The organism is Campylobacter concisus, from assembly GCF_003048905.1.
GTDB lineage: Bacteria > Campylobacterota > Campylobacteria > Campylobacterales > Campylobacteraceae > Campylobacter_A > Campylobacter_A concisus_V.
Genome location: NZ_PIRO01000001.1, coordinates 104,457 through 121,034 on the forward strand (window position 1 = coordinate 104,457; position 16,578 = coordinate 121,034).

Genomic DNA, 16,578 nt, shown 5'->3' on the forward strand with positions numbered 1-16,578 from the left:
ATGTATGTTTTGTTTGAAGGCATTGACGGCGTTGGCAAGAGCACACAGATAGAAATTTTAGCTTCTAAATTTAGTGATGCCATCGTCACAAAAGAGCCAGGCGGCACGCAGCTTGGTGAAAATTTACGAGAAATTTTACTAAGCTCGAGCATAAAAATCGGCAAAAGGGCTGAAATTTTGCTTTTTTTAGCTGACAGGGCTGAGCATTTTGAAAAGCTAGTCGCTCCAAATTTAAGTAGGCTAATACTTAGCGATAGAGGCTTTATCTCTGGCATCGCCTACGCTTTGGCAAATGATGAAAACTTAGATGAAAGCGTGCTTTTAGAGCTTAATAAGTTTGCACTAAATGATAAATTTGCAGACAAGATCATCTTTTTTGAAGCAAGCCATGAGCTTATAAGCTCGCGCCTAAAAAGTAGAGGCACAAGCGATAAGATAGAGGCTCGCGGTCTAGAGTATCTTTTAAAAGTGCAAAGCCTGATGAAGCAAATTCTTATCAAAAATGGCTTTGAGACGCTTTTTGTAGACGCATCTAAAAGCATAGAGCTAATTTCAAAAGAAATAGAAAATTTTATAAATTTTAAGTAAAATCACAAAAAATAAAAAAAGGATAATGCGATGATAACGGCACTTCGTGGCATGAAAGATATACTTCCAGCTCGCGCGAAACTTTACGCACAGATAATAAAAACCTGCGAGGAAGTCGCAAAAAACTACGGATATGAGCAAATTTTGACCCCGCATCTCGAGGAGACGGCGCTTTTTAAAAGAAGTGTCGGCGAGAGTAGCGACATTGTGGGCAAAGAGATGTATCAGTTTGAAGACAAAGGCGGTAACGACGTTTGCTTGCGACCTGAGGGCACGGCTGGCGTGGTTAGAGCGTTTATCGAGGCAAAACTTGACAGGGCAAATGTGACAAAACGCTGCTTTTATCACGGCTCAATGTTTCGCTACGAGCGCCCACAAAAAGGCCGCTTAAGAGAGTTTCACCAGTTTGGCTGTGAGTGTTTTGGTGAGGGCAGCGTCTATGAGGATGCGAGCATTATCTTGATGGTGAGCGAAATTTTTAACAGGCTAAATATCAAAACAACCCTAAAAATAAACTCCCTTGGCGACGAGAGCTCGATGAAGTCTTACAAAGCAAAGCTTGTCAAATTTTTAGATAAAAATGACGATAAAATTTGCGAAGACTGCAAAAGACGAAAGCTTTTAAATCCTATCCGCGTGCTTGACTGCAAGGTAGAGAGCTGCCAAGAAATTTATAAAAATGCCCCAGTTATCACTGATAGCTTAAGCGATGAGGCGCTGGCTGATTTTGAAAAACTGCAAGAAATTTTAACGGCAAATGGCGTTAAATTTGAGATAGACACTAAGCTAGTTCGTGGGCTTGATTATTACTGCAAGACGGCGTTTGAGTTTATTAGCAATGAGATCGGCTCACAAAGTGCAGTAGCAGGCGGAGGCAGATACGATAGGCTTGTTGAGTATCTTGGCGGTAGAGCAAGTTATGGCGTTGGCTTTGCGATGGGCGTTGAGAGGATAATGGAAATTTTAGGTGAGGCCGAGGATGAGCGAGACGGAGTTTATCTTTGCGCGCTTGATGCAGCGAATGTTGATTTTATCTATAATCTTGGCTCAAAACTTCGCAAAAAATATCAGGTTGAAATTTCTTATGAAGCCAAAAAACTTCAAAAACATCTACAAAATGCCGACAATAAAAATGTAAAAATTTTCCTTTGCGTAGGCGAAAACGAGATGAAAAAGAATAAAATTTGGTATAAAAATTTAGAAAATAAAGATGAAAAAACGATAAATTTAGATGAGCTTGAAAAGGAGCTGGGATGAATGATTTTGGACTTAGCATTTGGGGCAATTCAAATTTTGTTATAGAAGATGGCAAAGTCTGTATAAATGCAGCCAGCAAACCAGCGATCATAGACATCGTAAAAGAGATAAGAGACGACGGATATAGAGGGCCACTACTGCTTCGCTTTCCGCACCTTATCCAAAAGCAGATCGAGCAGATCCACGCAAGCTTTGCAAAAGCAAAGAAAGAATTTGCCTACAAAGGCAGCTTTAATGCCGTTTTTCCACTTAAAGTCAATCAATATCCTGGCTTTGTAAAAAATTTAGTGCGCCTTGGCAAACCCTACAACTACGGCCTTGAAGCTGGCAGTAAGGCTGAGCTACTTTTAACTATGGCTTACAATAACGAAAAAGCTCCCATAACCGTAAATGGCTTTAAAGATAAAGAGATGATAAATATAGGCTTTATCGCCGCTGAAATGGGGCACAACATCACGCTAACGATTGAGGGCTTAAACGAGCTTGAAGCGATAATCGCCATCGCAAAAGAGCGCTTTAAACCAAAACCAAAGATCGGACTTAGGGTAAGACTGCACTCGACAGGATCGGGACTCTGGGCAAAAAGTGGTGGCATACACTCTAAATTTGGACTAACATCAACTGAACTGATAGAAGCTGTAAAGATGCTAAAAAAGGCAAATTTGCTTGAAAATTTCACGATGATACACTTTCACATCGGCTCTCAAATAAGCGAGATCCACCCTCTTAAAAAGGCACTCATCGAGGCTGGCAACATCTACGCTGAGCTTAGAAAAATGGGTGCCTCAAATTTAAAAGCGATAAATTTGGGCGGCGGTCTAGCGATTGAATACTCGCAGTTTAAAGAGGAGAGCAGCAGAAACTATACGCTAAATGAATACGCAAACGACGTTGTTTATATGCTTAAAACCATAAGTGAGCAAAAAAAGGAGATCGAACCAGATATTTTTATAGAGTCAGGTCGCTATATTGCCGCTTCTCACGCGCTTTTGGTCGCTCCTGTGCTTGAGCTATTTTCTCAAGAATACACCGAAGAGAAGCTAAATTTAAAGAAAAATAATCCAAATTTAATAACCGAGCTAGTTGATCTTTATAAATCAATCAAGCCTTCAAACGCCCTAGAGTACCTGCATGACGCCATCCACCACACCGAGAGCATACTCACGCTCTTTGATCTAGGCTATGTCGATCTGCAAGATAGATCAAACGCAGAGGTGCTTTTAAGGCTAATTAGCAAAAAAGCTGTCGTGATGCTTGGCAACAAGAGCAACTCAAGCGATCTAACCAAAATTCAAAAAGAGGTTCAAGAGAGATACTTGCTAAATTTCTCGATCTTTCAAAGCTTGCCAGACTTTTGGGGACTAAAGCAAAATTTCCCTATCATGCCGCTTGACAGGCTTGATGAGCGCCCTACCCTGCCAGCTTCGATCTGGGACATCACCTGCGATAGCGACGGCGAGATCAGCTATGATGACGAGAAAAACCCACTGCTTTTGCACGACGTGGATGTGGAGAAGGAGGATTATTTCTTGGGATTTTTCCTAGTTGGCGCATATCAAGAGGTGATCGGCATGAAGCACAACCTCTTCACTCATCCAACAGAAGCTACGGTAGAGATAACAAGTGATGGCTACAAGGTCACAAATTTACTAGAGAGCCAGTCGATCCTTGATATCATGGAGGACATGGACTACGATATCTATGAGATCCAAGACACTTTAAATGAACGCTTAGAGAAATCAACTCTGATAAACGAAACGCAAAAGAAGCAAATTTTGGGCGAACTTTATCTATTTTTAAATGATAATAGCTACTTAAAGACAATCAACTAAAAAGGACGAAAATGCAACTAGCAAACAGAATGCAAACATTAAGTGAGTCAATCACAATCGCGATCAGCACAAAAGCCAAAGAGATGAAGGCTGCTGGCATCGACGTGATCTCGCTTTCAGCTGGTGAGCCTGACTTTATGACTCCAAAAAAGATAAGAGATGCTGTAAAAAACGCACTTGATAACGATAGCAAAAGCGGCAAATATACGCCGGTACCGGGCCTGCCTGAGGTGATAGACGCCATTAGAGCAAAGCTAAAAAGAGATAACGGACTTGACTATAAAGCAAGCCAAATCGTCACAAACATCGGCGCAAAACACTCACTTTTTAACGTATTTCAAGCGCTTATAAACCCAGGTGATGAAGTCATCATCCCATCTCCATACTGGGTGAGCTACCCTGAGATCGTTAAATTTTGCGGTGGTGTGCCTGTCTTTATCGAGGCAGACGAGAGCACAAATTTCAAAGTCACAGCCGAGCAGCTAAAAAAAGCGATCACACCAAAAACAAAAGTCTTTTCACTAAATCACCCGACAAACCCAACTGGAGCTGTATATACAAAAGAGGAGATCGCGGCATTTGGCGAGGTTGTAAAGGGCACTGACATCATCATCACAAGCGATGAAATTTATGAAAAAGTGATCTACGGCAAAGAATTTCACGCAGTGGCCTCAGTTAGCGAGGATCTTTTCAAAAGAACGGTCACGATAAATGGACTAAGCAAGTGTGGAGCGATGCCTGGCTGGAGATTTGGCTACATAGCAAGCTCAATGGACTGGCTAATCGCTGGCATCAAAAAGCTTCAAAGTCAAAGCACAAGCAACATCAGCTCGATCGTGCAAATAGGCGCTATCCCGTCACTTCTTGGCGAAACTGACGAAGATATCGAAAACATGAGAAAAGAGTATGAAAAAAGACGCGATGTGGCAGTTGAAATGATAAATGCTATCCCTGGATTAAGCGTAGTTAAGCCTGATGGCGCGTTTTATCTATTTGTGAAGTGTAAAGAAGTAGACGGCAACTCACTTAGATTTTGCCAAAGAATGCTTGAAGAGGCGAACGTAGCAACGGTGCCAGGAGTGGGCTTTGGCATGGAGGGATACTTTAGAATTTCTTTTGCGACAGACATCGAGAGCATAAAAAAAGCGATCGAGAGGATCGCAAATTTTGTAAAAAGCTACAAAATTTAATGATCAAATTTAGAGTAAATGGCAAAATTTTCGAGCTTGAAAATGATATAAATGTTTATGATTTTTTAGCTCAAAATGGCTATGAGCTTAAATTTATAGCCCTTGAGCGAGACGGAGAAATTTTGCCAAAAAAGCTTTGGCGTGAGCGCTTCATGAGCGAGGGCAAAGCTTATGAGATCGTCACTTTAGTTGGCGGTGGATGAGGAGAAAATGATAGAGATTGTATTAAACGGCACAAAATTTAAGGTGCCAGTAAAAAGCCTTAGCGAGCTAAAAGAGCTTGCACTTGGCGATAAAGAGAGTGAAATTTATAAATTTTTAGAGAAATTTAACGCAACTAAGCCAGACATTTTTATCGTTGATGGCTTTGCTATAAAAGAAAATAGCGAGCTAAAAGATGGCTCAAATGTCGTATTTATAAGGCGTGGCGTGATGCCTGAGCGTGAAGTTTTACGCGCGATGATCGCTTCAAGAAACAGCCCTGAGCTAAATTTAGCCCTAAGTAAGGCAGTAATCGGCGTGGCTGGACTTGGCGGCCTTGGCTCAAATATCGCGCTAAGCCTTGCAAGAGTTGGCGTAAAAAAGCTAGTGCTTGCCGACTTTGACGTGGTTGAGCCAAGCAACCTAAACCGCCAGCAGTATTTCGTCCGCCACATCGGCATGAAAAAGACGCAGGCGCTTAAAGAGCTGATAAATGACGTCAATCCATTTGTCGAGGTTGAAACTCACGATATATTTTTAGATGAAAAAAACGTGGCTAGCGTCTTTGGCGAGTGCGAAATTTTATGCGAAGCCTTTGACAACGTTGCTGGCAAGGCGATGATACTAAATGAAGCTGGTGCTAGCCTAAAAGATAAAAAAATCATCGGCGCCTCTGGCATGGCAGGATACTTTAGCTCAAATCTCATAAAAACCATAAAATTTGCCAAAAATGTCTACCTTTGCGGCGACCTCACAAACGAGGCGAAGATCGGTCAAGGGCTCATGGCACCACGCGTTGCAATCTGTGCAAATCATGAAGCAAATTTGGTCATTAGACTGCTTATGGGCTTGGAGGCGTAAGTGCAAAGTGATAGCTTGATCCTTGGCGGCAAGGAGTTTCAAAGCCGCTTTATCCTTGGCTCTGGCAAGTACTCGCACGAGCTCATCGACTCAGCCATAAACGAGGCTGGCGCGCAAATTTTAACCCTTGCTCTTAGGCGCATAAACGAAAGTAAAGAGCGAAATATACTTGACTTTATCCCAAAAGGCGTGACGCTTTTGCCAAACACAAGTGGCGCTAGAAACGCCAAAGAGGCTATTCGTATCGCCCAGCTCGCACGTGAGCTTGGATGTGGCGAGCTTGTTAAGATAGAGATCATTACTGACTCTAAATTTCTCTTTCCAGACAACGCTGAGACGATAAAAGCGTGCGAAGCCTTGGCAAATGACGGCTTCGTGCCGATGCCATATATGTTTCCTGATCTAAATGCTGCAAGAGCGATGCTAAGTGCAGGAGCTAGCTGCATAATGCCTCTAGCTGCGCCAATTGGCTCAAACCAAGGACTAGTTTTTAAAGATATCATTGAAATTTTGATAAACGAGCTTGACGCGCAGATCATCGTAGATGCAGGCATAGGCAGGCCATCACAAGCGTGCGAAGCGATGGAGATGGGAGCGGCTGCGATCATGGCAAACACAGCTATCGCCTCATCTAAAAATATCCCGCTCATGGCAAGAGCCTTCAAAGAGGCTATCATCGCTGGTCGAAACGCCTATCTAGCAGGCCTTGGTGCAAAGAGCAAAAGCGCAAACGCCTCATCTCCGCTCACTGGGTTTTTAGACTGATGAAATTTACTAGAACCGACCACATGCAGCTATTGCCTCACATGCAGGATGTTGGCAGTGAGATAATGGATGAAATTTTAAAAGAGCGTGCTAGCTACAAGCCAGAAATTTATAGCGAAGCGGACGTAAAAGCAGCTCTTAATGCAAAGCACTGCTCACTTGAAAATTTAAAAGCCCTACTCTCGCCTGCAGCAGCGCCATTTTTAGAGCAAATCGCCCAGCTCGCCCAAGCAAAGACAAGGGCAAATTTTGGCTCAAACATCACGCTTTTTACGCCACTTTACATAGCAAATTATTGTGATAATCTCTGCGTTTATTGCGGTTTTAACGCTAAAAATAATATAAAAAGAGCAAAGCTAAGTGACGAGGAGATCACAAGAGAGCTAAGAGAAATTTCAAAGAGCGGTTTAGAAGAAATTTTGATCCTAACTGGCGAGAGCGAGACTAACTCAAGTGTCGCTTACATCGCAAACGCCTGCGCTTTGGCAAAGAAATTTTTTAAAGTTGTTGGGGTTGAAATTTACCCGCTAAACTCTGAGGACTACGCCCTACTTCACAAAAGCGGCGCAGACTACGTGACCGTCTTTCAAGAGACCTATAATCCTACAAAATACGAAAAAATCCACCTTGGCGGCAATAAAAGAATTTTCCCATACCGCTTAAATGCTCAAGAACGAGCGCTTCTTGGAGGCATGAGAGGAGTTGGCTTTGCAGCACTTCTTGGCATAGATGACTTTAGGCTTGATGCCTTTGCTACGGCACTTCATGCAAGCTTAGTTCAAAAAAAGTATCCGCACGCCGAGATCGCATTTTCATGCCCAAGGCTTCGCCCTATCATAAATAACGACCGCATCAATCCGCGTGACGTGGGTGAGCGCGAGCTTTTGCAAGTGATCTGCGCTTATAGAATTTTCATGCCAACAGCTAGCATCACCATTTCAACCAGAGAAAAGGCTAAATTTCGCGATAACGCCATAAAGATCGCCGCAAACAAGATAAGCGCTGGTGTAAAAGTAAGCATAGGCGCTCATGGCGAAGAAAAAAAAGGCGACGAGCAGTTTGAGATAAGCGACGATAGAAGCGTGGACGAGATCAAAGCTATGATAAAAGCAAATGGCCTAGAGCCCTTAATGAGCGAATATGTCTATGTTTAAAATTCTCTGCATTTCCGACTTTGACAGCTATGAGGGCGATGACTTTTTAAAAAGGATCCAGCTACTTTGCAAGGCTGGCGTGGATGAAATTTTGCTTCGTGCAAAGATGCTAAGCGAGGCTCAATTTTTTGACCTTGCTAGGGTTGTGGCTCAAATTTGTGAAAACTACCGCAAGAAATTTATCATTAACCAATTTTTTGACGTAGCTTGCAAGCTAAAAAGTGACTTTTGGCTCACTTCAGCACAACTTGATTTTTTTAAAAATTATGGCATTTTTTTAGATGAATTTAGAAAAACAGCAAAAATTTACGCTCCAGCTCACGATTTAGAGCAAGCTAAAATTTCAGCCTCTATCGCTGATGTGCTCGTTGCTTCTCATATATTTGCCACCTCTTGCAAGGAAGGCCTAGAGCCAAAAGGGGTAAATTTTATAAACGAGCTAAAAAGCTTTGATAAAGAAATTTACGCACTTGGCGGACTAGATAGTGGGAACTACAAAGAGGCCATAAAAGCTGGCGCAAATGGCATTTGCTTCATGAGCCTAGCAATGAGCGGCGATATAGAGCTTATAAAAAAGATAGTAGAGAGCAAAAACGGCTAAATTTAGTATAAATTACATAAAATAATACGTAAAATTTTACTCATTTTTGCTAGCGATATATGTTTTTATATCAAATATAAGTAGCGTCACAAGCGATGGCAGCATATAGGAATTTAGCACTAAAAGCAGCGACTTTGTCAAATTTGACTTTATTAAAGTCTCTATGTCAAGGTTGTTGTTGTAGTTTAAAAAATATAGCAAGGCAAAGTCGCCAACAAGAACTATGCGAGAGACCTTTAGCAAGATGTCATTTCCCAGTCTTGCAAATTTATCATCGACCACAAGCGACAAAGTGATCCATCCAAGCAGCCAAATTGCGCAGGCTAAAGCATAAACAGTAATGCTTTCATCAAATTTTTCAAGTAGTAAAAATACCAAGGGTTGCAAAAATACAAGGCTAGCGATAAACCAAAGAAGTGAGCTAAAGGCTAGCAGGCAAACACAGCCAAAGATAGAAATGGCAGAGATAAAGCCAAAAACCTCTAACCCAAGATAGTAGGCCAGCGCATAGGATAAAAAAGAAAAAACAAGCCAAATTTTAATAACAAGTCGCCACCTATTTGCAAAGGCAGTGGCTTTTAAATTTAGGCTATCTGTCAAACTCATTTACGAGATTTTCTTTTGTTTTGGGCGGAAAACTTTCATCACGTTTTCATCAGTCTCGATAAATGCACCCTCTATAAGATCAATACAGTATGGCACCGCTGGAAATACCGGCTCCAAGCACTCTTTTATCGCCTTTGGCTGACCTGGTAAATTTATGATAAGCGCGTGGCCTCTAATGCCTGCTGTTTGGCGTGATAGGATCGCTGTTGGGACATATTTTAAGCTCGCAGCTCTCATTAGCTCGCCAAAGCCTGGCATCATCTTCTCGCAAACCGCCTCAGTAGCCTCTGGCGTAACGTCTCTCACCGCCGGTCCTGTACCACCGGTAGTTAGCACAAGGTCGCAGCCAAGCACGTCTACCATGTGAACTAGTCTCTCTTTTATCAGCTCAAACTCATCTGGTATAACCTCGTAAAAGTACTCTCGCTCACTCACGATCCAGCTATCAAGAACCTCTTTGATCGCAGGACCCGACTTGTCCTCGTATGTGCCCTCGCTTGCGCGGTCTGAGAGTGTTAGTATGCCTATTTTTGCTTTCACTTTTTCTCCTTTAATAGTTTTCGTTTAAAATTTTTGCCAGCGTCTCTTTATCTACGCTCTCGTATGCTAGCAGATATGAGCTTATCTTTGCGATTTGCTCATTTGTGCCTTTTAAAAAGGATGTGATCTCCTCTTTTGCTTGCTTTAAAATTTCTTCTACATCGTTTGGATTTGGCACAAAAGAGCTTCCCATGCCATATTCATAAACCATCTTTGAAGCGATCTCTTTGGCTAAATTTAGGTCACTGCTTGAGTTTGAAAAGATATCATTTTCATCTATCTCAAGCTTGCACATACCAGCAATGAGCACTTTGACGCGAGAGAGCATCTGTGACTTTGACTCGATCTCTTGCTCTGTAGCCATAAACCTATCTTCTATAAGAGAAATTTTTTCAAATTTCACATCAAACCAATAAGCACTTAGTGCCTTTGCTCCTTGATAGATAGCTTGAATTTTCTTCTCATTTTCGCTATAGCTTAGCACCTTTTTCTTGCCGAGCAAGACCTTGTTTAAAACAGCCTCAAAATCCCTTATCTTAAGCACGCTCTCACCGTTTCTTAGGGCATTTATCGCAGCTTCATTTACAAGCGTACTAAGTGCTGCACCTGAAAAGCCAACGCTCATTTTGGCGATATCCTCAGCGGCCACTTCGCAGTTTTTATCTTTTAGATATGTGTTTAAGATCGCCACTCTGTCGTTAAAATCAGGCATAGAAAGAAAAATTCTCCTATCAAAACGCCCTGATCTAAGTAGCGCCTCATCGATCATCTCAATCCTATTTGTAGCAGCTATGACGATGACGCCTGAGTTATCTTCAAAACCATCCATCTCAGTTAGCAACTGATTTAGCGTAGCTTCTCGCTCGTCGTTTCTAGTCCCACCCCTGCTCTTGCCAACGGCGTCTATCTCGTCGATAAAGATGATTGAGGGCGCATAGGACTTGGCTCTACTAAAAAGCTCTCGTACTCTCTTTGCGCCCATGCCGACATAAATTTGCACAAAGCTTGCACCGTTTTGATAAAAAAATGGCACATTTGCCTCGCCAGCAACTGCCTTTGCTACAAGCGTCTTACCAACGCCTGGAGGGCCGATCATTAGCACGCCTTTTGGCATTTTGATACCAAAATTTCTATATTTTTGTGGATTTTTTAGAAAATCAACTATCTCGCTAAGCTCGCTTTTAACCTCACTAATGCCTGCCACATCGCTAAATCTCACATTTGAGATGACTGGCATAGTGTTTTGATTTAGCACGCTTTCTATCTCAAATGCACCCTCTTTTTTGCTAAGCAAGCTCTCCTCTTTTTTCCTAATACTTCTAAAGATATAAGCATACCAAAGCACAAAGCAGACAAAGATGATAAATCCCCAGATCATGCCAGGAGTGATATATTGCTTAGTCTTTTCAACAGGCACTTTTTTAATAAGCTCTTTTAGATCGATGCCCTCTTTTATGATTGAAAAACGATTGTTTTGCGCATAAAGCACGACTTCATCGTCATCGATTACAGCGCGGTCTATAAAATTTCCATCCATTAGCTGCATATATTGCGAATATGTGATATTTCGTGGCTCTTTGCTAACGGCAAATAGCAGCACGCTGATTAATGCGACAGCTGCGATTATTAGGATATTTTTCTTATTAAATTTAAATTTTTGCATAATTGGCATCTGGCTTAACTTCATATTCGCTTACCTCCACCCACTCTTTTGTTATATCTTTTTGGCTTAAAATTTTAGCTTTGTTGTAAAACTGATCAAAACCCTCGTAAAACTCACCATTTTTTTGCTCGACTAAAATTTTCAAAGCTCCGTTATGCTTTTTTCTAAAATTTTCATTATTTTGCAAAGCTATGCCTTGTAAAATTTTTAGCCTACTTTTTGCCACATCGCCGCTAACATCGCTTTTTAGCGTAGCTGAGTGCGTATCACGCCTTGGCGAATAGACAAAAGCATGTAGATGTGTGATAGGAAATTTTTTAAAATTTTCCACCGCCTCTGCCCAAATTTCCTCACTCTCGCCTGGATGACCCACGATGTAGTCCGTGCCAAGCGCAAAGCCAAGAGAGCTTAGCTCATTAAAAAGCTCCAGATCACTAAATGCGTCATTGCGTCTTCGCATGATCTTTAGCATCGCTTGGCTTGTGTGCTGAAGTGCGATATGTAGATGACGCTCTAGCCACTCTTCTTTTAAAATTTCTCTAAAGCTCTCATCTATTTGACTTGGCTCAATACTTCCGAGCCGAATACGTCTTATGCCAGAAATTTTACCCAAGTTTGCCAAAAGCTTACCAAGAGAGCTATTTGTATCTTTACCGTAACTGCCTATATTTGTGCCAGTCAGTACTAGCTCATTATAGCCGTTTTGAGCTAAAATTCTTGCCTCTTTTAATATCATGGACTCATCCATACTTCTAGCCTTGCCACGAACCGAAGGGATGATGCAGTAGCTGCAGCTAAAGTTGCAGCCTTCTTGAATTTTTATAAAAGCCTTTGTGTGATTTTCGTAATTTGTAACTATATTTTTATCGACTGAGTTTAAATTCCCAAGCTCAAAAAATGGTTTTTCTTGCTTTAAAAGCTCATTTAGATCGCTCTTTTTACTAGCTCCAAGCACACCAAATATACCGCTATTAAATAGCTCTTTACCTTTACTAACCGCACCACACCCAGTCAGCACCACCTTTGCCCCGCGCCTTTTTACGCCGTTTATGTAGTTTCTGACACCACTATCAGCAGAATTTGTAACAGTGCACGAGTTTATGACCACAATATCAGCGCTCTCTTCATCATTTGTGATCTCGTAGTCTTTGATGTAGCTTTTTAAAAGCTCAGTATCATAGATATTTGTGCGACATCCAAATGTTTTAAAAAATATCTTTTGCATTAAGAATTTTCACTCTCTTGCTCGCTGTGAGCGGTGTGATCGCTTGGATTTTCTTTTTTGCCTATAAACATAGTTTGTGTTGGATAAGCGATCTTTATATCATCTTGAGCTAAAAATGCTTCTATAATCTCAGCGCTAATAGTACTTCTAAGAGCCAAAGTCGCATAAGAATTTGCCATATACCAGCATGAGACATTTATACCATAAGGCTCAAAAAATGTATAAATTCTTGGCTCTACATTTGGATTTTTGATGCTGTATTGACTTCTTAGTTTATTCATCTGGCGTTTTGCGATATCAGTGTAGCCTTTTGAGTATTTTTTAACGACATTTCTTGCTAGATACACAGCTTTTTTATGATTGCTATCAAAGCTTATAACGATATCTATACCATCCCAAACGGTCTTCATGCCATAATGAGCATAGTTTGCGATGAGGTCGGTAAAGATATAGTTATTTGGCACAAAGATAATTCTACCTGCACGACGATTCGTCTTATAAGTCGAGTAGCTAACATCCTCAAAAACGGTCAGCCTAAGCAAAGAGATATCAATCACATCGCCTACAAATTCACTACCATCATGAAGTACTCTGATCCTATCACCAACATGTATAGAGCCACCAAACATAATAACCATCCAGCCAAGCATACTCATAAACATATCTTTCATCGCAATGGCGATACCAGCTGAAGCAAAACCTAGCACGGTTACTAGATATGTGACGTTTTCGATGTATGAAAAGAGTAGGATTATAATGATAACGGTGATATTTAAAACGTTTAAAAATTTATTGACCGTGTAAAATCTCTCATTGTCAGTAATTGTTCTTTTAACGATAAATTTAGCGATGAATGTTAGCCCGATCGTCAAAAGGATGATGATAGCTGTATAGCCCATACTTAAAAACTGAGCTTTTATATCAGAGGTGGTTAAATTTATAGCCTCATCAGCTCTTTTTTCATAGACATTATAAGTTGTATCAGCGATCTGTTTTGCCGCTTTAAAGTCGCCTATTTCTTGTTTTACCAAGTTTAGGCTTTCCCTATTTTGCTCATTTTCTTCGATCAAATTTAGTCTATTTAGTAAATTTTCTTTTGTTTCAAGCTTTTCTAAAAGCGTATCGAGCTCTTTTATATGCCTTTGATACTCGATCTTATCACTCTTTATCTTTTTGATATACGAAAAGCCAGATATAAGTGCAACAGGACTTGTTATCCTTGGTGGAGTATCCATTTCAGGAGCTGCTAGCATATTTGAAAATGGCGTTTTTTCATACTCTTTTAGTAAATTTATCTGCTCTTTTAGAGTTTGGATTCTCTTTATGATATCGCTGCCTCTTCTTGAGCTTTTGTCCAGTTTCTTTAGTTCATTTTCATTTTTTTCAAGCTCATCAATAAGCCTTTGATAAGTGTTATAGTTAGCATATCTTGTGATCCAGATATTGTTTTTTAGGGAGTTATCTAGATTTGAAATATCTTTTATAAGCTCATTATTTTGTAAATTTTGCGAGCCATTTTGCTCAAGCGTAACGTTTTCTTCAGCATAAAGGGCAAAGCAAAAAAGTAGTAAAGCTATGATCTTTTTCATTTAAATTCTCTTAAAATTTTTAAAACGTCTTCTTTTTTGACGTCATTTTTGATAATCGCACTGCCGATTTTATCTGCAATGATGAAATTTATCTTATCATCTTTTGTCTTTTTATCCATAAAAAATGCCTCGTAAAATGCATATTCATTTTCTATTTTGTAGTTTACTGGAAGGCCAAATTTTACCAAAACCTGCCTGATCTCTTCGGCATTCACCTCGCTCATGAGACCTAGTTTTACGCTTAGGCGATTTGCCATATTCATACCTATCGCCACCGCTTCGCCGTGCAAAAATTCTTTGTAATTTGTCTCATTTTCTATAACGTGAGCAAAGGTATGTCCGTAGTTTAGGATGGCTCTTAGCCCTTTTTCTTTCTCATCTTGTTCAACCACTTTTGCTTTTAAAATTACCGACTTTTCAACCAGCTTAGCTAAGTTTTCATCATCTAAATTTATGCTCTTTAGCCAATCAAACATCTCTTTATCAAAAGTTATCGCCATTTTTAAAGCCTCAGCCACGCCAGCTGCAAATTCTCTCTTTGGCAACGTCTTTAAGAAATTTATCTCGCAAAAAACTGCCTTTGGCTGATAAAAAGAGCCTATTAAATTTTTACCAAATTTATTATTCACACCCGTTTTTCCGCCAACACTTGCATCGACTTGCGCTAGAAGCGTGGTTGGGATATTTATGAAATTTATTCCTCTTTCATAAATGCTCGCCGCAAAGCCAGTCATATCGCTTATGACACCACCACCAAAGGCGATTAGCGTAGATGAGCGATCAAATTTACTAACAAAAAGCTGCTCTAAAATTTGCTCTACCGTTTCAAGGTTTTTATACTCTTCGCCGTCAGGCACACTTATGATAAATTTCTCATCACACTTCAAAATACTAAGTAGCTTTTCAAGATGAAGCCCCGCTACTTTGGCGTTTGTAACGATGCCAACCTTGCCTTTTAGCTCTAGTCTTTCAAGCTCATTTATATAAATTTTATAGCTTGATGCTTTTTCTTTAAGATTTAAATTTGTCTGCATTTTTACTCACTTACTGGCACAAAAAGCTGTGCATTTTGGCTTAGTTTTTTATAAAGCCTATTTAAATTTGTCGATAAAAAGGCAAATGCCCCACCATTTGCCACGCTTTTAGTAAACATTACAAAATGAAGCAAATCTTTTGTATTTTTTAGTTTTACAAGTGGATTTTTTAGATTGTGATTTTCTATCTTTATACGTTTAGAAAATAGCGCACTAATGCTCTCAAAATGCTCTCTTAACGCTTCATCATCGCTATGCTTATTATCAAAATAGTAAAATTTCATCTCCAAATCAAGCTGTGCACAGCAGTCTGTTATCACGGCTGATTGATTCTCCACTTCTTGACTTTGATCGCCAAGTATCACGCCCTCTTTTATATTTGAAAGCAAAATTTTGCCTGTTTTTAGCACTGGAAGTTTTAGCTCATAAAATAGCTTTTTAAATTTAAAAAAGTACTTATCATCGCTTAAGATTAGACCAATATCGTGCTTTAAAACATCATATTTTATAGATTTGTTATCACTATTAAAATAATCCATCAAAACAATGATATTTTTCTCTTTTATCGCTTTTAAAGTATCTAAATTTTCACCTAAAGTTGGATTTATCACTCTAAAAAAAAGGCGTTTATTATTTAGCTTTGAATGCAAATACAAGCTATCCTTTATAAGCTTGTTAACACGCTCTTTGTCCATTGAGATCATATCGATCAGCACATAGATGTTGCTACCAAATGGACTTGGAAACTGCCCACTTTCACGCTTGATCGAGCGGTAAACATTTTGAAGCACATTTGGATCACCAACGATTAGTAATATATCGCTTGGCTGTATCATTACATTTGGCTTTGGCAAGATGATCTCGCTGCCTCGATATATGAGGGCTATTCGCCATTTTTTTTGAGCTACTGAGCTAATGTGACGATACATATAAGAGCTACCTATTGGCACCTTAACTTCCATGATCTCGCCCTCACTAAGCCCGATATTATCAGCTAAAACCGGCAGATCTGGTAAATAGTCCATAAGCCTTGATGCTGCAATATCTCTGATATCAACCACGCTTAAGTGTTTATCGCTTGCAAATATTTCTTTACATTTTTCATCAAGCTCCCATGAGCTCATAAAAACAGTCTCGGTCTTTGTGCTGATCTGTCTTAAATTTTCATAAACAGCAATCGCCTCATTTTTATCATCACAAACTATACAAAACTGACTAAAATAGCCATCGCTCACGCTTTTTAGCTTTGAGAGACTAGTTGGGTCAAACTGGTAAAATGTAAAATTTTCATAATTTGATTTTTGGCTGTAATCCTCACTTGAAACAACGATATAGTGATGCAAATTTGATTTTGTTTCAAGCAGTCTGTTTAAAAAATTTCTTGCGAAAGTTCCATCTGCGATTATTAAAATTTTCTTCATCAATTCTCCGTATTTTAAAGCTCACATTATAACAAAAGGTCTTTAAAATAA

Annotated in this window: 16 protein-coding genes; 9 read left to right on the forward strand and 7 right to left on the reverse strand. The window is 40.0% G+C overall.

Annotation, left to right across the window (positions count from 1 at the left end):
- Genes tmk through CVS95_RS00505 form a run of 9 tightly spaced genes read left to right on the forward strand, consistent with a single transcriptional unit; the run spans position 1 to position 8,449 of the window.
- On the forward strand, positions 1-588 hold the full coding sequence (gene tmk / locus CVS95_RS00465) for a dTMP kinase (RefSeq protein WP_107695182.1): 588 nt from the start codon (positions 1-3) through the stop codon (positions 586-588).
- A gap of 30 nt (positions 589-618) precedes the next feature.
- Entirely contained in the window at positions 619-1,845 is a 1,227-nt protein-coding gene (gene hisS, locus CVS95_RS00470; RefSeq protein ID WP_107695183.1) for a histidine--tRNA ligase, read from the forward strand.
- Positions 1,842-3,677, forward strand: a complete 1,836-nt coding sequence (gene speA / locus CVS95_RS00475; RefSeq protein WP_107695184.1) for a biosynthetic arginine decarboxylase — start codon at positions 1,842-1,844, stop codon at positions 3,675-3,677. Before hisS ends, speA begins: the two co-directional genes overlap by 4 nt.
- An 11-nt stretch (positions 3,678-3,688) precedes the next feature.
- Entirely contained in the window at positions 3,689-4,867 is a 1,179-nt protein-coding gene (locus CVS95_RS00480; RefSeq protein WP_107695185.1) for a pyridoxal phosphate-dependent aminotransferase, read from the forward strand.
- Complete coding sequence (gene thiS / locus CVS95_RS00485) at positions 4,867-5,070, forward strand: sulfur carrier protein ThiS (protein WP_021092363.1); 204 nt, start codon at positions 4,867-4,869, stop codon at positions 5,068-5,070. Before CVS95_RS00480 ends, thiS begins: the two co-directional genes overlap by 1 nt.
- A 7-nt stretch (positions 5,071-5,077) precedes the next feature.
- Complete coding sequence (gene thiF, locus CVS95_RS00490) at positions 5,078-5,929, forward strand: sulfur carrier protein ThiS adenylyltransferase ThiF (protein WP_107695186.1); 852 nt, start codon at positions 5,078-5,080, stop codon at positions 5,927-5,929.
- The gene (locus CVS95_RS00495) at positions 5,930-6,694 is read left to right on the forward strand and encodes a thiazole synthase (protein WP_107695187.1); all 765 of its coding nucleotides are present in this window, start codon (positions 5,930-5,932) and stop codon (positions 6,692-6,694) included.
- A complete protein-coding gene (gene thiH, locus CVS95_RS00500) occupies positions 6,694-7,848 on the forward strand; it encodes a 2-iminoacetate synthase ThiH (RefSeq protein ID WP_107695188.1) in 1,155 nt (384 codons plus the stop codon). Before CVS95_RS00495 ends, thiH begins: the two co-directional genes overlap by 1 nt.
- The gene (locus CVS95_RS00505; protein WP_234399980.1) at positions 7,835-8,449 is read left to right on the forward strand and encodes a thiamine phosphate synthase; all 615 of its coding nucleotides are present in this window, start codon (positions 7,835-7,837) and stop codon (positions 8,447-8,449) included. The genes thiH and CVS95_RS00505 overlap by 14 nt, the downstream gene beginning before the upstream one ends.
- A 36-nt stretch (positions 8,450-8,485) precedes the next feature.
- On the opposite strand, the gene CVS95_RS00510 is transcribed toward CVS95_RS00505, so the two are convergent.
- The 7 genes from CVS95_RS00510 to CVS95_RS00540 are packed head-to-tail and all read right to left on the reverse strand — an operon-like array spanning position 8,486 to position 16,527.
- Entirely contained in the window at positions 8,486-9,055 is a 570-nt protein-coding gene (locus tag CVS95_RS00510; RefSeq protein ID WP_107695189.1) for a nitrogen fixation protein NifR, read from the reverse strand.
- Positions 9,056-9,595, reverse strand: coding sequence for a molybdopterin adenylyltransferase (gene mog, locus CVS95_RS00515; RefSeq protein WP_107695190.1), 540 nt, complete (start codon positions 9,593-9,595; stop codon positions 9,056-9,058).
- Positions 9,596-9,605: 10 nt separating this feature from the next.
- On the reverse strand, positions 9,606-11,258 hold the full coding sequence (locus CVS95_RS00520; protein WP_107695916.1) for an ATP-dependent metallopeptidase FtsH/Yme1/Tma family protein: 1,653 nt from the start codon (positions 11,256-11,258) through the stop codon (positions 9,606-9,608).
- Positions 11,245-12,483, reverse strand: a complete 1,239-nt coding sequence (gene mtaB, locus CVS95_RS00525; RefSeq protein WP_107695191.1) for a tRNA (N(6)-L-threonylcarbamoyladenosine(37)-C(2))-methylthiotransferase MtaB — start codon at positions 12,481-12,483, stop codon at positions 11,245-11,247. The genes CVS95_RS00520 and mtaB overlap by 14 nt, the downstream gene beginning before the upstream one ends.
- A complete protein-coding gene (locus tag CVS95_RS00530; protein WP_107695192.1) occupies positions 12,483-14,072 on the reverse strand; it encodes a mechanosensitive ion channel domain-containing protein in 1,590 nt (529 codons plus the stop codon). The genes mtaB and CVS95_RS00530 overlap by 1 nt, the downstream gene beginning before the upstream one ends.
- Positions 14,069-15,106: a 3-dehydroquinate synthase gene (gene aroB / locus CVS95_RS00535; RefSeq protein ID WP_107695193.1), complete on the reverse strand. Its 1,038-nt coding sequence runs from the start codon at positions 15,104-15,106 to the stop codon at positions 14,069-14,071. The genes CVS95_RS00530 and aroB overlap by 4 nt, the downstream gene beginning before the upstream one ends.
- Positions 15,107-15,108: 2 nt before the next feature.
- Positions 15,109-16,527, reverse strand: coding sequence for a COG3400 family protein (locus tag CVS95_RS00540; protein ID WP_107695194.1), 1,419 nt, complete (start codon positions 16,525-16,527; stop codon positions 15,109-15,111).
- Positions 16,528-16,578 lie beyond the last annotated feature (51 nt).